General features: G+C 43.7%; 12 protein-coding genes. 3 read left to right on the top strand and 9 right to left on the bottom strand.

Translation table 11 applies throughout. The annotated features are described in order from the left end of the window. Positions 1-18 precede the first annotated feature (18 nt). Positions 19-1,380: an MATE family efflux transporter gene (locus tag DW904_RS10090; protein WP_118580068.1), complete on the bottom strand. Its 1,362-nt coding sequence runs from the start codon at positions 1,378-1,380 to the stop codon at positions 19-21. A 356-nt stretch (positions 1,381-1,736) separates the two neighbouring features. Here DW904_RS10090 and DW904_RS10085 point away from each other — a divergent pair, with 356 nt between their 5' ends. Beyond that, on the top strand, positions 1,737-3,695 hold the full coding sequence (locus DW904_RS10085; protein WP_243110367.1) for a sugar-binding domain-containing protein: 1,959 nt from the start codon (positions 1,737-1,739) through the stop codon (positions 3,693-3,695). Positions 3,696-3,892: 197 nt separating this feature from the next. Here DW904_RS10085 and DW904_RS10080 read toward each other — a convergent pair whose 3' ends face one another. Beyond that, complete coding sequence (locus tag DW904_RS10080) at positions 3,893-4,471, bottom strand: hypothetical protein (protein WP_118580065.1); 579 nt, start codon at positions 4,469-4,471, stop codon at positions 3,893-3,895. 241 nt (positions 4,472-4,712) lie between these two features. Here DW904_RS10080 and DW904_RS10075 point away from each other — a divergent pair, with 241 nt between their 5' ends. Then, a complete protein-coding gene (locus tag DW904_RS10075; protein WP_118580062.1) occupies positions 4,713-5,417 on the top strand; it encodes a LytTR family DNA-binding domain-containing protein in 705 nt (234 codons plus the stop codon). Positions 5,418-5,489: 72 nt separating this feature from the next. Here the strand turns inward: DW904_RS10075 and DW904_RS10070 are convergent, their stop codons facing one another. The 7 genes from DW904_RS10070 to pta all read right to left on the bottom strand — a co-directional run bounded on the left by DW904_RS10070 (position 5,490) and on the right by pta (position 14,022). Next, complete coding sequence (locus DW904_RS10070; RefSeq protein WP_118580059.1) at positions 5,490-7,439, bottom strand: GHKL domain-containing protein; 1,950 nt, start codon at positions 7,437-7,439, stop codon at positions 5,490-5,492. Beyond that, positions 7,417-9,498 carry a hypothetical protein gene (locus DW904_RS10065; RefSeq protein ID WP_118580056.1) on the bottom strand — a complete coding sequence of 694 codons (2,082 nt, stop codon included), beginning with the start codon at positions 9,496-9,498 and terminating at the stop codon, positions 7,417-7,419. The genes DW904_RS10070 and DW904_RS10065 overlap by 23 nt, the downstream gene beginning before the upstream one ends. Positions 9,499-9,840: 342 nt before the next feature. Next, positions 9,841-10,569, bottom strand: coding sequence for an alpha/beta hydrolase (locus DW904_RS10060; RefSeq protein ID WP_243110366.1), 729 nt, complete (start codon positions 10,567-10,569; stop codon positions 9,841-9,843). Positions 10,570-10,704: 135 nt separating this feature from the next. Further along, entirely contained in the window at positions 10,705-10,887 is a 183-nt protein-coding gene (rpmF, locus tag DW904_RS10055) for a 50S ribosomal protein L32 (RefSeq protein WP_077610953.1), read from the bottom strand. Between the two features lie 5 nt (positions 10,888-10,892). Further along, positions 10,893-11,420 carry a DUF177 domain-containing protein gene (locus DW904_RS10050; RefSeq protein WP_118580053.1) on the bottom strand — a complete coding sequence of 176 codons (528 nt, stop codon included), beginning with the start codon at positions 11,418-11,420 and terminating at the stop codon, positions 10,893-10,895. A 282-nt stretch (positions 11,421-11,702) separates the two neighbouring features. Beyond that, complete coding sequence (locus DW904_RS10045) at positions 11,703-12,893, bottom strand: acetate kinase (protein WP_118580050.1); 1,191 nt, start codon at positions 12,891-12,893, stop codon at positions 11,703-11,705. A gap of 124 nt (positions 12,894-13,017) precedes the next feature. Then, a complete protein-coding gene (gene pta, locus DW904_RS10040; RefSeq protein WP_118580048.1) occupies positions 13,018-14,022 on the bottom strand; it encodes a phosphate acetyltransferase in 1,005 nt (334 codons plus the stop codon). 165 nt (positions 14,023-14,187) lie between these two features. Here pta and DW904_RS10035 point away from each other — a divergent pair, with 165 nt between their 5' ends. After that, positions 14,188-15,501, top strand: a complete 1,314-nt coding sequence (locus DW904_RS10035) for a nucleotidyltransferase family protein (RefSeq protein WP_118580045.1) — start codon at positions 14,188-14,190, stop codon at positions 15,499-15,501. Positions 15,502-15,524: the final 23 nt, after the last annotated feature.

Below are 15,524 nucleotides of genomic sequence, written 5' to 3'. Positions count from 1 at the left end.
CAGTATTTTCCGCCTCTGTCAGTTTCTTTTTTTCTCAAAACCATGGATCCAGTCTGATTTCAGATAAAAAATCAAAAACAGAATGGAGCTTAATGACCAGGTCAGCGGATACGCCCAGAATACAGTCTGGATCACCGGATGCAGCTTCACAGCGATGGTTATATAAGTCACACGGATCACGCACCAGCAGCCCAGCATAACAAACATGGGCACCGTAGCTCTTCCAGCTCCACGCATAAGTCCTGCAATGCAATGGGAAAAGGCAAGCAGAAAATAGAACAGAGTAATGATATGTGCTTCTTTCACTCCAAAAGCAATCACTTTCGGATCATTGTTAAAAGCGGCAATAAATACCGGACTTGCAAAATACACAATAATTCCCACGATCTCTGCCATCGAAATACTGCAGAGGATACCAATACGGGCTCCTTTTTTTGCCCTGTCATATTTCTTTGCGCCCAGATTCTGACTGATAAATGTGGTCAGTCCCATAGAAAAACAGGTAATAGGCAGAAAACCAAATCCCTCAACCTTGGAATATGCCCCGCATCCAGCAACAGCCAGCTTGCCGAAGCTGTTGATATTAGACTGCACTACCACGTTTGCAATGGCGATCACGGAATTCTGGATGCCAGCAGGAAGACCGTTGGATACGATCTGTTTCAGCATATAGGAGTCCAGGCGAACATCCCTAAGGGAAACCGTATACTCCTCCGGGCTTTTTTTCATCAGACGGTACAGACACAAAAATGCGCTCATAAACTGGGAAATGATAGTGGCAAGAGCTGCGCCCTCCACACCCATTCCAAATCCACCTACAAAAACCATGTCCAGAGCCACATTCAAAAGTGATGAAAAAATCAGGTAATACAATGGATGGCGGCTGTCTCCCACTGCCTGCATAATGCCTACAAAATTGTTATAAAGAACCAGCCCCAGGGATCCCATGGCATATACCTGGAAATACAGGGTGGATTTCGGCAAAATATCTGCTGGTGTTTTCATAAGGATCAGAATCTTTGGTGCAAGCATAACACCGCCAGCTGTAAGAAGTATACCGCACAGAATACCAAAAGCCACCGTGGTATGAATCGCCCTGTGAAGCTCCTTCTTCTGCCTTGCGCCAAAATATCTCGCTATGATAACGCCTGCTCCCATAGCAAGACCCTGAAAAAATCCTACCAGCAGAAATGTAAGACTGCCGGATGAACTTACCGCAGCCAGTGCATCACTTCCCAGAAAGTTTCCCACGATCAGAGAATCTGCTGTATTGTACAGCTGCTGGAACAGGTTTCCCAGAAAAAGCGGGAACGCAAATCCCATCAGTTTCTTCCAGATAGACCCCTCTGTCAGCAGATTTTTGTTTTGTGAATTATTCATCTTTTTCCCCTCCATCAATCCTTTTTATCGTAACATACCGCACCTGCTTTTTCAATCGTAAGTTGCGATATGCTGTCCACTCCACCCCCTGCAAGCGTGTTTCTCTTCGCTCCATTCATAGCAACACGTTTCGCGTTACACAAAACTCATGCATCCGCAAGATTTCACGCTCAGATTCTCGTTTTTTCTGTGAACTTTGTTCGCAAAAACACCTCGCGGAACATTACCAGAGAACAGTAATGTTGCGGAACGGGTTTTCACAAATCCAATTGCAAACGTCCATATTTCGTGTATAATAAGACATATCATTATAATTATTTTTTCATACTTTTCGTAAATTTAAGGAGGACATATATTTGAAAAATCTGGAAACCATTTGGAGCAAAGCGGCTGCCCGGGGACAGACTCTGAAAGAATATCCTCGTCCAGGTATGGTACGCCGTCACTGGATCAATCTGAACGGGATGTGGGACTACCTGATCACTGACAGCCGCATTCTTCCATGGCAATTTTATAAAAGCGAATATTTCCCCTTTGACGGAGAGATTTTGGTGCCCTTTTCACCTGAAGCGCCTCTTTCCCAGGTAAAGCGCCAGCTTTTGCCAGATGAAACCTTATGGTATTCCCGTACCATCCAGTTGCCAGAGAACTGCCTGGATACAGAAAGTCAGCGGCTTCTTCTGCATTTTGGAGCTGTAGATCAGATCTGCAGCGTGTACATTAACGGAAAGTTCGTCAGCTATCACAAGGGCGGCTACCTTCCATTTACCACAGATATTACAGACTTTATCACAGAAGATCTCACAGTCTCTATCCTCATAAGTGTCCACGACTTCAGTGACACCTCCTATCATGCCAGAGGCAAACAGCAGCTGAAACGCGGCGGTATGTTCTATACTGCCCAGAGCGGGATATGGCAGACTGTATGGATGGAGATCGTACCGAACGAATACATAAGAGATGTGCGTGTTACCCCGGATTGGGACAATGGTCTGGTCCGGATGCGCATCCGCGTATCCTCCCCATCCTTGACTGAAAATGTATCTCCTGCCCATATAAGTCACACGGCAGCGGATCAGACAGATTCTCAGGAAACCGTTTTGGCTTTTTCACCTGACAGGCAGAATTCATCCAATGTGATCTGTAAGGTTTACCCACCTGTTTTTCTCGAAGCAGACGGACTTAACGATACATTATGCCAGGATGAAATAACTACCGCCGCAATCCGTCCCGGAAAAGGAGCCACCCTCTCCATCCCGGAAAATATGCAGAAGTCCTGGACTCCCAAAGAGCCGTGGCTTTACCCCTATTCCCTGGAATATGGCAAAGACCGGGTTCTTGGATATTTCGCACTCCGCAAATGTGACGTACAGATAGCTGACGATGGCTATCCACGCTTTTTCCTGAACGATCAGCCATATTTTCAGAGCGGCGTGCTGGATCAGGGCTACTGGCCAGACGGGCTTTATACAGCACCTTCCGACGAAGCTTTCATCTACGATATTCGTGCAATGAAAGATCTTGGCTTTAACATGCTCCGCAAGCATGGCAAAATCGAAGCAGACCGCTGGTATTTCCACTGTGACCGCATGGGAATGCTGGTATGGCAGGATATGCCTAACGGCGGTTCTTCCTACCATCACTGGTTTGTTACCTATCTGGCCACATTATTAAACTGGATGCGCATTCCAGTAAAAGACCTCCACGCCCGCCTGCTCTCCCGCACAGATGAATTCGGCCGTCAGGAATACATTGACGATATCCGGGATATGGTCAGGACACTGTATAATCATCCTTCCATTGTCACATGGGTACCTTTCAACGAAGGATGGGGACAATTTTCCACCAAAAAAGTCACAGATTTTATTCACCGTCTGGATCCTTCCCGCCTGGTAGATTCTGCCAGTGGATGGTTTGATCAGGGCTGTGGTGATATTAACAGTCTCCATTATTATTTTCTTGGACTTCCAGTACCAGAATCAGACCGTGTACTTGCTTTATCTGAATTTGGAGGTTACTCTCTTCGCCTGCCAGAGCACAGTGCCTGTAGAAACATTTACGGATATAAGAAATTTACCACCAGCGAGGCGCTTACCGACAGCTTCTCCAGGTTGATGGAAAACACTATCGTACCTTCTGTAAAAAATGGATACTCTGCAACTGTTTTCACGCAGCTTTCTGATATTGAAGAAGAAACCAACGGACTGATCACTTACGATCGTAAAAAGATTAAAATGAATCCGTTGATTGTACAGAAATGGAATACGAAGCTGAAGAAATCTTTACACAACCAACTGTTAAATGCATATTTATGATATTAGTGTCAAAAGACCTTTTGACACTAATACCATATTTATCTGATGAAACAAAAAACAGAAGCCATGCAGTCTTTTTCCATATACTGCATAGCTTCTGTTTTGTTTTCTTAAGCGCCAGCTTCAAAATTTATTTCCAACTGACATTCACGTTTCGCATTTAAATTAGTTATTACTGCTGATTCCATTTATAGCAATTAGTTTGCTGCTTCCTCGTCAGCTGCCGCATCGGTCTCAGCCTCTGCATTTTCCTCATTGTCTTCTGTCTTGATCAGAGAAACGAAAAGGGTCTCAGCGATAGGCTGAATGTCGTCAGATTTCGGTCCGATCTGTACATTGTACATCATTCCCTCAGCATCCTCCAGGAAAGCGATTCCGTATGTACTTTCAGTCTCGAAGGAAACTGCATAGAGTCCGTTAATGCAAACCTTCTCAACATCTTCATACTCTGTAGCCAACTCATCAGCCATAGAATACAGATCATACTCTGTTCCAACATCTGTAGCAGTCACTACCATGTTCACGCCTTCTTCAGAATCCGGATCCTGTGCCTGGAACATAACACCGTCTGCAGCATCTTCATCTGAAATTTCCAGAACATCCCAGTTGCTTGGTACATAGAGATCGAAGCCTGGCTCAAAAGATAACCATGTTCCTTCATATGCAGCTTCATCAAGCATGTCCATTGTTAATTCTGTAATCTCATCATCTGCAGCCTCAGTATCTTCTGCTGCATCTGCCTCTGCCCACACAGGAGCAGAAAATCCGGTTACCATGCTGCGGCACATAACATAGCCATAACTTTTTTCCAGTTTTTCATTTTTCTACCTCACTTTTATCATATTTTGTGATATTATATAGAGGACCTTAAAAGCTTACAATACTTTCTAACGCCTCATCACCTTGAGATTACTATATCCGATTTATTTAAAAAAAACAATATACATGGGATGAAATGACACTTTCAGTGATATTTTGATTTACTGCAGGTTTTCATTCTTTTGGAGGATTTCAGCATTGAACATTGCAATAATTGATGATGTGCAGCAGGATCTTGATGCACTTGCAGAAGCTACCCGGGAACATTATGACCAAAGACAGATATCTATCCAATTACATACCTTCTCTTCACTTGAAGACTTCTGGAACAGCTATTCTCCCGGCAGTTATGACCTGATTTTTCTTGATATCTACATAAAGCAGGCCAATGGTATGGACTTGGCCGCCCAGCTTCGGGAAAAAGGCGACTCCTGCGCTCTTATTTTTGTTACCAGCAGCGATGCTTTTGCGGTTGCCAGTTACGACGTGCAGGCAGCTTATTATCTTCTGAAGCCTCTTGATACAAACAAGCTCACAAAGGTATTGGACTCCATTCAGATCAAGCGTGTACAGGATACACGATATATAGAGGTGATCTGCGATCGTACCCTTCTGCGTGTTCCTGTAAAAACCATTTTATATGCAGACACCTTTCACAATGCTGTCCAGCTTCACACAGACGCAGGAGTTCTGCGCACATACCTGACTTTCCAGAAATTCGAGGAACTGATTCACGATCTCCCCTGTTTTCTCTCCTGCTACCGCGGCTGTCTTGTGAATATGGACCGCATTCACAAAACCCTGGAGGAGGGCTTTCTTCTGGACAACCAGGAAACCGTCCAGATCCGTAAACGGGGAGCTAACGCAATCAAGAAGGAATATCTGAATTATCTTTTCTCGTAATACAAAAGTCTGCACAACTGGTTGCGCAGACTTTTTATGTGGAAGAAAGACCCGGCAAAATTTCTCAGCCTGTCAGCCGGCTTTGTCCGAAAGCCGTAAATCCATATCTTCCAGTGGAATAAACACATTCGCCCGGAATATACCGTTTCTGGCAGAAAAGTCGGCATATCCACCATATTTCTCTGCTGTTTTGGAAACAGAAGCAATTCCAATTCCCTGCCCGCTGTGACTTGTGGAATAAAAAGCTGCCCCATTTCTCTGCACTTCTCCTGCATAGATGTTTTCAATATTGATCAGAAGTTTTCCCATTTTTACTTTGCAGATGCAATTTACATAAGCCTCATCCGCGTTCTCTTCTTTTTGCACTGCTCTCACCGCATTTTCCATCAGATTACCAAAAATCCTGCAGATATCCAGATCAGAAATTTTCATTTTCTCTGGAACCTCTACTGAATATCTGTACTTTATACCTTTTTGCTCCAGCTGTGACGCATAGTAATGTAAGATTGCATCCACAGACATGTTCTTGCAATAGCATACTGGTGTCTGCATTTTTTCGGTGCTCTCCTGTGCAAACTGATGAAAATACGCTTTCAGTTCTTCATAATGTTCCTGTTCCAGCAGAATGGAAGCAGTACGGATATACTGTCTGAAGTCATGTCTTGTACGGCTTGCCTCTTCCAGTGCATCAGTTAACTTCTCATAATGCTCCTTTTGCATAAGCAGACGCAATTCCATCTGTCTGGACTGTTCTTCATAGATCAGCCGCATCCGATAGCCTTCTGTCAGTTCTCTCCAGAGAAACATTCCAAATATACCTGTCAAAATGATGCCGCCCCATTCCGGAAACCAGCCGCCAATAATCGGATCATACAAAGACCATATGCGGTCTGCTGCCAGAGATACTGCGTAAATTACGGTTCCTGCAAGAAGAGAAATGCCCTGCATCCCTTCCGTATAGAAAAACGCAGTTAAAACAAGGCATACAGCGGTAAACCATTTCAGCACCTCTGTTGCCGCTGAAATACCATAAGAAAGAGCTGCGGTCTCCATTCCCCCTGCAAAAATCCCTGCAAGTGTAACCCCAAGACCTGCCACAGCTGTAGCAAGAACCCCCCATACCATCCACTTATACTTTTGCCCGGTGATCTCATATTCCAGCAAAAGCATTGCCGGAAAAGCGAGAAAATAGAACAGCATTTCAACAGAGAACCAGGGCTGTACTCTTAGCGCCAGGTATGTATGCAAAAGGGGATAGCAGGTATACCCGAGCACACAAAGGCATACTCCTGCAAAAAGTACATTTGCCCTGCATCTGGTTTTAAAAAATGCCCATACGGAAAACGCCAGAACCAGAATGATCAAGGTAAATACAGAGGAATTGATAAACACCGAAATTCCCCTTATGGTGTTTATTTTTAAAGGATTTCCAAAAACAGGTACACTCTGGATTCCCGGCGAAGCAGAGCTTTTATCTGTCACTGCAATCAGAATTTCTAATGAAATATTGGCCTTGAAGGTAAACATTCTGTTCTGAGTCCGTTCCACATAATGTTCCGGGTCCGGATTTCCCATCTGTCCGACCAGAACACCATCCACATACAAACTATATGCTGAAAAAATTTCCGGCAGATACAAACCATATGTATGCTGCTCAGCGGGAAGCATGATTTTTAACCGATATGTACCACTTCCATACGGACTTCTCCCACTGTTTCCAAGTTCCATTCCACCATATTCCCCAATAGAAATATAACGAAAATAATATTTATCCAGATCATCCTCCGGCGTAAGAAGTGCATCCGGATAATATTCCCATTCTCTGGACAAATAATAGACAGGAAAGCTCTCATAGGAGCCATCTGCATACAAAAGTCCGTGTATGGCTTTTTCCTCTCTTGTCATATATTTGTTATTTGAACAATACAACACGTAAAAAAACATAAAGGATAGAATCATGGTTATGATTACAGTTCCCCACAGCAGCTTCCTTCCTTTTTTATTTGCTTTGTTCTCCTTCACCCCGTTCCCCCTTTCGGAGCTTTTTGCCGCGTCTCATTGGTATATTCCATAACAATATTAACAAAATTACAATTATTATAACAATTGAAGCCGTTTTTTTATGTTGACTGTTAAGATTCTCATCTGAATTCGCTTTCTGGTTTTTGACATCTTCCGAAAGAAGTTCCTCAACCTGTTCTGACAGCTTTTCTTCCCCTGAGTCCGCCGCATTTTCCAGACTGTCTCCTTCCGGATCATCCTCTTCTGTGTTTCCACCATTCTCTGTCTGATTTTGTGGTTGCTCTTCCACTGTATAATCTCCGGTTTTATCAATGGGAATCACCTCAGCGTTCTGTGCATCATTTACCGAACCTGTATAGGAGTTACCTTCTTCGTCTGTCAGCATAGTCTGAGAGTCACGGTTCGCATACGGAATCTCCACGGTAGCTCCTGGAATATCTGTAACAGCTTCTCCGTTTTTGGAAATTTTTACAGAAACATCACTTCCCACCCAGGAAATGTCTGTCTCAATCTGATCCTCCGCTTTTATATTCCAGTCTTTTACCACTTCCACAGGAACCCTTACCAGCACTCCGTCTCCTTCAAAAGGAATCAGCTTTACACCATTCTTCATAAGATCCAGCAGCCTGTTTCCTACAAGGATGGCGGAAGTATCCGTTACCCGCTCCGTTTCATTGTCAATATCCGGAAGCTCTTTGCCATCCCTGTCTGCATAGTTGCGCTTGTACCAGTGCTCATTAGAAATCAGCTCCCCACCATACACAAAAGTATATACCCCGGTACTTCCACCTGGATAGGTTACGTAAATTCCATATTCCCAGCCAGCTTTAAGAACACTTTTTTTCAGATACAGACCCTTTCTGTCAAAATAGAAATTACTTTTGCTTATTTCTTTATCTCCCTTATTTTCCTGCAGATATACCTGCAGATTGTCCAGCTGTTCATCTGTAAAACGGTCTAATATCATAGGAAAAAACAGAGTATCCACGCCAACCACACAGCACGTCTGTACTTCCGGCTGATCCGGGCGCTGAACGGTAATATAAGCAGACGCCCCCGGAACAGTAAGCTCCTGATCCACCGTGCAGCCTTCTGGAGCTGCAAAAGTTCCCGTCACTTTATAAACGCCAGGAGCATTCACATCAACCTGACTGAAATCCCATACCGAAGGCATGATAACAGCCGGATGGGCCGCAGTATCCTCATATTCTTCACAGGTGCTCCCAAAAATATAAAAAGTCTCCTCCAGCTCGGTCCGTACTTCTGCCAGACTCTGCCCCGCCCGCACCGCATATACCATACAGCGCTGCAGGCTCTTTTCGTCAATCTCCTCGCAGGAACGGATAACAGTATCTTTTGATACTGTCCCGCCAATTGTTCCAGGCTGATAACTGAGAATCTCCAATCTTCCATCTGACTGATAGCGGTATTTAAGATTTCTGGTTTTCCCTTCATTATAAACAACTGTCAGTGTATATATATTTTCAGCTATCATACTCTGGCAGGAAAGATACATCCCATCGGTATCCGCAAATCCATATCCTTCCTCGCTTACATTTACCCAGTCCTCTCCTTCTTTTTGAAGCCATATTGCCATCTTATCCGGATTCTGCTCTGTGATCCATGGAAAATAGTAAATACCTGCTGAAATCATTCGGGAATACACCTGAATCTCCGGCTGTCCCGGATTCTGTACAGAAATCCATGCTGTCCATTCCGGAAGACCGACATTGCTTGTATATCCTTCCGGAAGTCTCACTGTCCCTGTAATCTTATAGGCTCCCACAGTCTGAATATCAATTCCGGAATAGTCCCAGATTGCATCCAGATAAAGCTCTTCCCCATCTTCTGTATATGCAATGCAGCTCATGCCGTCATAAATTTCCTGCAGTTTCTGCAGGCTTCCGCCTTTCAAAACTACTCCGGCAGGTATGTAGAAAATTCTGGAAAAATCCCTTATTACATTCTCCGCTGCCCTTACTTCCTGCACGCTTTTCCAGGCAAATATGCAAAGCAAAAAGAAAAAAACACTTATCAGACCTTTTAACCTTTTTTTCATTGATTTTCTCCCTTGTCCCAAGCATATAAGATTTCATCATATAATACAAGAAACCTGTGGCGAACCGCAGGTTTCCGTGAAAAATGGGTGTTACTGTTTACTTTATCACAACAACAAGAGCGTGTTTGAAACAGGCTCTAACTTTGCATTGTACCGTAATATGTTTTACATGAATGTCTTACTATCAGAAACAAAACTCCCTGAAAAAATCACATTCTGCATCATTGCACTGGGCAGCATCAATTGTTTTTACATCGCAGTGGAACACGTGACCAAGTTTATTAATCTTATCTCCAAACACACGATATACAAAGGGCACATTGTTCTCCATCAGTTTCTGGACTAATGCAGGTGCCTGTGCTTTCTGATGATCTGCACGGAAGTCATGCAAAATACAGGAGGATAAACATCTGTAATGCCGTTCAGCACATCAATGCTCTCCAGTTCTTCCTCTGTACCACCTTCCGGGAGAAGTTCCTTCATGATCAGCATAGTCATATTGTCTGCCCCTTCCCTTGGGATCCTGTACACACCGCAATTTAAAGCAATTGCAGTAAGGGCAAAGCCCTCTGGTACAGCAAAATCATATTTGGCAGCATATGCCGGATTCGTGCAGATTGCTGCATAAAGTCCCAGAAGATGAGCTCCTGCAGAATCTCCTACTGCAAAAATACGTTCTGTATCAAAATGGAATCTTCCTGCACGCTTCATCACCCACTTGCATACCAGATTCACATCCTCTAACTGTGCTGGAAATTTGCTCTCAGGAGCCAGACGATATGTAAAGTTTACAACTGCAAATCCTCGCTGCGCAAGACTCATACAATAGTACTGGTATCTTTCTTTATCTCCATACATCCAGGCTCCTCCATGAACGCTGATAATGACCGGAAGGTCTTCTCCCTGTGCCTGCTTCGGTCTGTATACATCCAGCCTCTGCATCTCCCTGTCATCATGTCCATATACAATATTATCCCAACGTTCGATATCTTCCGGGGTATTCATAAGAGCATCGCGCTCATCATCTGCCTTTTTAAATTCTGATCTGATCTTATCACTTAATTCAGACATTGTAGTTCCTCCAGGTAATGTATTTTCTGTGAATATTATAAATGAATTATATAGAAAAAACAACAGGAAAGAATCCTGCTTGCTGCATAAAAAAAGAACACCCAATCAACTCAGGTGTTCTTTAAAGATTCGCTATTAGTCTTCAACTTTAACGATCTCTTTTTTGTTATAGCTTCCGCAAGCCTTGCAAACTCTGTGTGGCATCATAAGTGCGCCGCATTTGCTGCATTTTACAAGGTTCGGAGCGCTCATTTTCCAGTTTGCTCTTCTCTTATCGCGTCTTGCTTTGGAAGATTTATTCTTTGGGCAGATGGACATTTCGGTTACACCTCCTTAAATTTACTGAATATATCACTGATAGCTGCCATACGGGGATCCTTAGGCTCCTCGGCACATCCGCAGGGACCATCATTCAGGTTCTTCCCGCATCTGCTGCAAATCCCTTTGCAGTCTTCTTTACATAAGACTTTCAAAGGCCAGCTCATCAGTACCTCAAGATAGACCAAACGGTCCACATCCAGGTCATAGCCGGTGAGATAGCTGCTCTCATCCAGATCATTCACACGTTCTTCATCCGTAAGCTTCATGTCAAGTTTCCTCTTGAATTCAAAAGGAATCCTGGTCCTAACCTCTTCCAGACATCTGTCACATGGAATTCCAACAGTCACAAGACCGCTTCCCTCCAGTTCCAGAACTCTGTCGCCGGTATTCGTAATCGTAAGCTCTACAGGTTCCTTAGCCAGTACTGGAAAGGTTCCCTGCTGGAAGGTGATGGTATCCATCTCAAAAGCAACACTGTAGTGCTGGCTCTTACCCTCGCTGGATGAAATGTCTGATAAATGTATCTGCATAATCGTCTCCCTATTCACACTTAATCAATTATACATACCCTGTCATTATTTGTCAACTTGAATTTTCCCTTATATACAATAATTTTTCAAAAAAATAACAAAAGCTGACGAAATTTCAGGTGGAATATTAAATCAATTTCCTGTTGCATATAAAATCCTGCCAGAGTGTATGATTCTCTGACAGGATTTATGCATTTTTATAAAGTAATACAGTATTACCGCAAAGCAGCCTGCCTCTCAGCAACTGACTTTGCCATGTACTGCTGATCACACTGCAGCTAATTATTTTACAAGTGCTACCGTATCACGGCAGATTGCAAGCTCCTCGTTAGTCGGGATAACTGCAACCTTTACCTTGGAGTCAGCACCGGAAATAACAACTTCCTCTCCCATAGCCTCATTAGCCTTAGCATCAATTGTAACACCAAGGAATCCAAGATAAGAGCAGACTTTCTCACGAATCATGCCAACATTCTCGCCGATACCAGCTGTAAACACGATTGCATCAACACCGTTCATAGCAGCTACATATCCACCTACATATTTCGCAATGCCATAGCAGAGAACTTCGATTGCATTCTTAGCATCCTCGTTGCCCTCAGCGGCTGCGGCTCTAAGATCACGCATATCACTGGAAACACCGGACATACCCTGAAGACCAGATTTCTTATTGAGAACATTCATAACACCTGCAAGATCCAGATTCTCTTTCTTTGCAATGTACTCAACGATAGCCGGATCAATGCTTCCGGAACGTGTACCCATTACAACGCCTTCAAGAGGAGTAAGACCCATTGTGGTATCTACACATTTGCCATTCTGAACAGCGCTGATGGAAGAACCATTTCCAAGGTGGCAAACGATAACTTTAGAGTTGTCTTTGTCAAGGCCAAGGAACTCAACAGCACGTTTGGATACGAAGCTGTGGGAGGTTCCGTGGAAACCGTATCTTCTTACCTTGTAGTTCTTATAGTATTCAATTGGAAGTCCGTACAGATAAGCTTTTGCAGGCATTGTCTGATGGAAAGCAGTATCAAATACACCTACCTGAGGTACATTTGGCATAAGCTCGGAGCATACACGGATACCGATCAGGTTAGCCGGATTGTGAAGTGGTGCAAGGTCATTGCACTCTTCTACTGCTTTGATCATCTCATCTGTAATGATTGCAGAAGAAGCAAATTTCTCGCCGCCATGTACGATACGATGACCAATTGCATTAACCTCTGCAAGACTCTTGATCGCACCTGTTTTCTCATTGGTAAGAGCTTCCAGAACCATCTGGATTGCTTCTTTATGAGTCGGCATGGAAGCTTCTGTGATCTCTTTGTCATTTCCGGCTTTCTGGTATACCAGTCTTCCGTCAATTCCGATTCTCTCGCAAAGTCCCTTCGCAAGAACTGCCTCTGTGTCAGAATCGATCAGCTGGTATTTTAAAGAAGAACTACCGCAGTTAATTACCAATACATTCATTTTTTTACTCTCCTGTTTACATGATTATGTATTACCCGATGCCGGACATTTTATTCTTGGCATCTCTTCAAGGGCATGTGCCCTTAATCACAATACGATTCAGCCTTTGGAAACTAATCTGAAATTAGTCCTGAGCCTGGCACTGTACGGATGTGATAGCTACAACACCAACGATATCGTCAGCGGAGCATCCACGGGACAGGTCATTTACAGGTTTTGCGATACCCTGAGTGATAGGTCCGTAAGCTTCTGCTTTTGCAAGACGCTGAGCCAGCTTGTATCCGATATTTCCTGCATCAAGGTCTGGGAAGATAAGAACGTTAGCCTTACCTGCAACCGGGCTTCCCGGAGCTTTAGAAGCACCTACGCTTGGAACGATAGCCGCATCCAGCTGGAACTCTCCGTCAAGTGCAAGGTCCGGATTCTGCTCTTTCGCAATCCTGGTAGCCTCAACAACTTTATCAACATCTGCATGTTTCGCACTTCCCTTTGTAGAATGGGAAAGCATAGCTACTACAGGCTCTTCCTGTACAAGAAGCTTGAAAGATTCAGCAGAAGAAGCTGCGATTGCTGCAAGCTCTTCTGGATTCGGGTTCTGGTTCAGACCGGAATCACCAAATACAAAAGCTCCGTTAGCGCCATACTCGCAATCTGGAACAATGATCAGGAAGAATGCGGAAACAAGTTTGGTACCTGGTTTTGTCTTCAGGATCTGAAGGCATGGTCTTAAAGTATCAGCTGTGGAGTGGCAGGCTCCGGAAACCATTCCGTCTGCGTCGCCCATCTTAACCATCATAACACCATAATACAGATACTGGTTCAGAAGAATCTCCTTAGCCTGCTCTGGTGTCATACCTTTCTTCTGTCTTAACTCTACTAATTTGTCAATATATCCCTGAGTTTTCTCAGATGTTGCAGGATCTACGATCTGTGCACCGGAAATGTCGAAGCCGCCTTCAGCTGCGCTCTTCTTAACTGCCTCCTCATTACCTACAAGTACAAGCTTAGCAATTCCTTCTTTTAAAATCTTGTCTGCTGCTTCAAGAGTTCTCATGTCCTCTGTCTCTGGCAGTACGATTGTCTTAATGCTGGATTTTGCTCTTTCTTTGATTACATCAATAAATCCCATGATTAAATGGCTCCTTTCATTTGTTACAGTAATCCTCTGGGAACTGGCATAAGTATCCATTCCCCATTCAGTAACTTAACTTCATTATACGCCACCCCGCCTTGTATTTCAAGCTTTTCAATGTTAGAATATGGAAGAACAACGTATTTTTTGAGGTGCAATTTTATGAAAACAGCCGGAATTATTGCAGAATATAATCCATTCCATACAGGACATGAATATCAGATAAACTATATAAAAGAAAAACTAAGGACAGACTATGTAGTTATCGCCATGAGTGGTGATTTCGTACAAAGAGGGACCCCTGCTCTTTTTTCCAAATATGTACGTGCAGAAATGGCTCTTCAAAGCGGCGCAGACCTAGTTCTGGAGCTGCCGGTTTCCATTTCTTCTGCCAGTGCAGAGTTATTTGCCAGAGGAGGCGTACAGCTTCTGGATGGACTTGGGGTTACAGATATACTTTGTTTCGGAAGTGAATGCGGTGATACGGATGCGCTTATGGAGCTGGCCAAAATCCTGGCAGATGAGCCGGAAGATTTTCAGACCGCCCTTCGCCGGAATCTGAAAAACGGAATGACTTTTCCAAAGGCCAGAAGCATGGCTCTCTCTGCAGTTTTTCCCGAATCAGAAAAATACCAGCAATTGCTCTTTTCCCCCAATAATATTCTGGGAATTGAATACTGTAAAGCTATTCTACGGGAAAACAGCTCTATTTCACCGGTTTCCATTAAACGGGAAGGAAATGATTATCATGAAAATACTCTGTCTGAAAATCACTTTCCTTCTGCTTCTGCTATTCGAAATGCCATTTTGAATTTCAATGCTCCATCCATAGGGGACTCGTCCGATACCAAGCATTCCCACTGCTTTTTATCTGAATCATCAGAAACCTCAATACAGAATTTTGCGTTTCTTGCTGATATGGCAAAAAAATTTTTACCAGCAAATTCCCTGGAACTATTTTTACAGGCAATTTCCGGAAATCGTTTTCTTCTGGAAAACGATCTGGACACGCTTTATCGTTACTGTCTTCTTCAGGAAACAGAAGAAAGCCTGTGCACATACCTGGACATGTCCCACGCTCTTGCCAGAAGGATTCTCTCCTGCCGGGATCAGTATGAAACCTTTTCCCAGTTTGCCAGCCTTCTGAAAACCAAAGAGATCACACAAGCCAGGATCCAGAGAGCACTGCTTCACATGCTTCTTCATATTCAGAGTGTGCCAGCGCAGATTCCCTACGCCCGGGTTCTGGGATTTCGAAAAAACAGTTCTGCGCTTCTGGGCAAAATAAAAAAATGTGGCAGCATTCCCCTGCTTACCAAACTGCCGGATGCTTCCGCAGTGCTTGAAAACGCACCGCAAGCTATGGATTTACTAAATAAAACAACTTTCGCATCCAATCTTTACGAAAGCATTCTGGCACAAAAAAACAGCGCTTCTTATGTTCATGAGTACAGACAACAGATTATTATTGTATAATATTCTCAACCGCATAAAGAGCC

It is taken from the genome of Ruminococcus sp. AM42-11, assembly GCF_003480145.1.
Lineage (GTDB): Bacteria > Bacillota > Clostridia > Lachnospirales > Lachnospiraceae > Blautia_A > Blautia_A faecis.
Note: the sequence above shows the minus strand (reverse complement) of the source record. Positions and strands in the feature narration are given on the sequence as shown.